The organism is Mesorhizobium sp. M1A.F.Ca.IN.020.06.1.1, assembly GCF_004023265.1.
Classification (GTDB): Bacteria; Pseudomonadota; Alphaproteobacteria; order Rhizobiales; family Rhizobiaceae; genus Mesorhizobium.
Genome location: NZ_RZSR01000734.1, coordinates 1 through 3069, shown reverse-complemented (window position 1 = coordinate 3069; position 3069 = coordinate 1). Strand labels below are relative to the sequence as shown.

4 protein-coding genes are annotated in these 3069 nt (G+C 64.4%); all 4 read left to right on the top strand.

Annotated features, from left to right (window positions below; all coding sequences use genetic code 11):
- The coding region (locus EOA60_RS25995; RefSeq protein WP_164899535.1) for an acyl-CoA dehydrogenase at positions 1–583 on the top strand (583 nt) is incomplete at its 5' end.
- 42 nt (positions 584–625) lie between these two features.
- Positions 626–1021: a RidA family protein gene (locus EOA60_RS25990; RefSeq protein WP_095824271.1), complete on the top strand. Its 396-nt coding sequence runs from the start codon at positions 626–628 to the stop codon at positions 1019–1021.
- A gap of 229 nt (positions 1022–1250) precedes the next feature.
- Positions 1251–1979, top strand: a complete 729-nt coding sequence (locus EOA60_RS25985) for a GntR family transcriptional regulator (protein WP_095777556.1) — start codon at positions 1251–1253, stop codon at positions 1977–1979.
- Positions 1980–2138: 159 nt separating this feature from the next.
- The coding region (locus EOA60_RS25980; protein ID WP_128312112.1) for an aminotransferase class V-fold PLP-dependent enzyme at positions 2139–3069 on the top strand (931 nt) is incomplete at its 3' end.

Below are 3069 nucleotides of genomic sequence, written 5' to 3'. Positions count from 1 at the left end.
TGCGGACACCAAAGGCCTTGGAATCGCCGAACGATTGGAAGTTATCGCCCCGCATCCACTCGCGCGGCTCTCCTTCGACAATGTGCGCGTTCCGGCTTCCGCCCTGATCGGCAAACCCGGCGACGGTTTTCGGATCGCCATGTCGGTGCTCGACGTCTTCCGCCCGACGGTGGGTGCCGCGGCGCTCGGCTTTGCTCGAAGAGCGTTGGACGAAAGCATCAAAAGGGTGTCCGAGCGAAAACTGTTCGGCGCGCCGATGGCCGAACTGCAGATGGTGCAGGGCCACATCGCCGACATGGCGCTGGATGTCGACGCCGCCGCCCTGCTCGTCTATCGCGCCGCCTGGACTAAGGATATGGGCGCCGCCCGCGTCACTCGCGAGGCGGCAATGGCCAAGCTGTTCTCCACGGACAAGGCGCAGGAAGTGATCGACAAGGCGGTGCAGCTGCATGGCGGCGACGGCGTGCGCAAGGGCCACATCGTCGAGAGCCTCTATCGCGAGATACGCGCGCTGCGCATCTATGAGGGCGCTTCCGACGTGCAGAAAGTGGTGATCGCCAGGCAAGTGATGGGAGCGGCGTGAGATCATGCTTGCGGACCGCATTTCACTTAAGGGAGGCTAGACATGCACACGATCCTGCAGCCGGAAGGCTGGGCCAAACCGATCGGCTATGCCAACGGCGTTGCCGCGCGTGGCCGGCTGGTCTTCATCGGCGGCCAGGTCGGCTGGAATGCCGAGTGCCGGTTCGAGACCGACGATTTCGTCGATCAGGTGCGCCAGACCCTCACCAATGTCGTCGCCGTTCTCGCCGAGGCCGGCGGGGAGCCGCAGCACATCACCTCGATGACCTGGTATTTTACCGACAAGGCCGAGTACCTCGCCAACCTCAAAGGGATCGGCGAATCCTACCGCGCCGTCATCGGCCGGCATTTTCCGGCGATGGCCGCCATGCAGGTGGTGGCGCTGGTCGAGGACCGGGCGAAGGTGGAGATACAGGCAATCGCAATTATTCCGGAGTGAGCCGGAGGCGCTACTGGCTTCTATTTCGCAATGGCCTGAAGCGGCGAAGGCGGCTACGCCAACTCGGCGCTGACGCTCGAGGGATCGTATCTGCCTTCCGTCCGTCAGCATGGCCGTGACAGTACGGCAACGGCCGCTTGGCTGCCGGCACAATTTGTGATCAGATGATCATACCCGCGTTGGCGGATATTCGCACATAAACTTTGCCGGCTCCCAAGGAAGCAAAAGCGTGGCTCTGGGCTTCGAACCAATATCGGGACGCATCACGGTCCAGGATGGCGTCTACCAGCAGCTTCGCCATGCCCTGATGGTCGGCAGCTTCGATCCCGGGCAGGTGCTGACCATCGCCTCGCTGGCGGAGGCTTTCGGCACCTCAAATATGCCGGTGCGCGAGGCATTGCGGCGGCTGGCGGCGGAGAACGCGCTGGAAATCTCGCAGAACGGCTCAGCCTGCGTGCCCGCGGTGACTCGAGCGCGGCTCGACGACCTCTGCCGAGCCCGGCTCGCCGTCGAGGGGCTGGCCGCCGAGCTTGGCGCGCCGCGCCTGACCGCAGCCGAGATCGGCTTGCTGCAAAGGGTTACTGACGACCAGCGGGCGATCGGCCGCGACGGCAGCATCTACGAGCTGATCGCCAAGAACCAGCAGTTCCACTTCACCATATACCGCGCCTCCGGCTCCGATGTGCTGTTTCAGCTGATCGAGACGCTGTGGCTGCGCTTCGGTCCGTACATGCGGCTGTTGTCCAACCATGTCGCGCCGCTGATGCGCGCCGGCACCATGGAGCCTTCGGGCCGGCACGCCGCGATCATAGCGGCCATCAAGGACAAGGATTTCACCCGCGCGCGCGACGAGGTGGTGGCCGATATCACGGCGACACAAGCGACTTTGCGGGCGATCTGTCCTGACGTGCCGGAGCCCAGACCGGTCGATTTTGCCGCTTTCGGAAGGGCGCCTTGATAGGCGGCCGCCGCAGAGTGGCTTTGAAGCCGCCTGGGCCAAGCTCCTGGACCAAGAGAACAGCCGGATTTTGAGGTGCTGACCCGCATTTCTTCAGCCGCGGCGCATTGATCCCTGTCCGTATTTGTGATCACATGATCACAGGGAGCGAGACAGCGAATGTCCGGCTATTTTCTCTATCATTCGATCGGCACCTTCCCCGGCAAGGCCGAGCGAATGGCCGCCTCGCTGACGGATTTCTCGAACATCTGGTCGGCGGAAGACGACGGTCAGTGGCCTGCCGCGCTTGCGGGGCGGCAACGCTTCATCGATGCCTGGAGGCGGCTGATCGAGGCGCCGCAAGGCACGCTGACCACGGCCGAGAATGTCACCGCCGCGCTCTATAGCCTGATCGGTGGCTTGCCGACGGAGCGGCTGGCGGGAAAGCGGCTGCTGGTCGCCGCCGACTGTTTTCCGAGCCTGCATTTCCTGCTGGCGGGCTTGGGAGAGCGTTTCGGCTTCACCCTCGACACCGTCCCATTGCGGCCTGGCGAGACCTGGGTTCGCGACCAGGATTTCATCGACCGCTGGCAGGCGGATGTCGGGCTCGCGCTCATTACCTTCGTCACCTCGACGGCCTCGCACCGCTGCGATGTCGGCCGCCTCGCCGCGCATGGCCGCGCCGTGGGCAGCATAGTCGGCGTTGATGTCACACAGGGCATCGGCGTGGCGCCGTTTTCGGTTGCCGCGACGCCGGTCGATTTCGTCGTCTCGACTTCGCTCAAATGGCTGTGTGGATCCTCCGGCGCCGGCATTTTGCAGGTCGCGCCTGACCTTCTGGCGTCCTGCCGGCCGGAGTTGCGGGGCTGGTTCAGTCAGCCGAACCCGTTCTCCTGGGACCTCGACGCTTTCACTTACGCCGACGATGCGCGCCGCTTCGATCATGGCACGCCGGCGATCCTGGCAAGCGTCGCCTCGCTGCCCGGACTGGAGTGGGTGGAACAGACCGGAATCGACGTCATCCGCGCGCAGAATGCCGGGCTCGTCGAGCGTATCATCGGTGCCGCATTGGAAAATGGCTGGGAGGTCCGCTCGCCGCTCGATGCCAGTG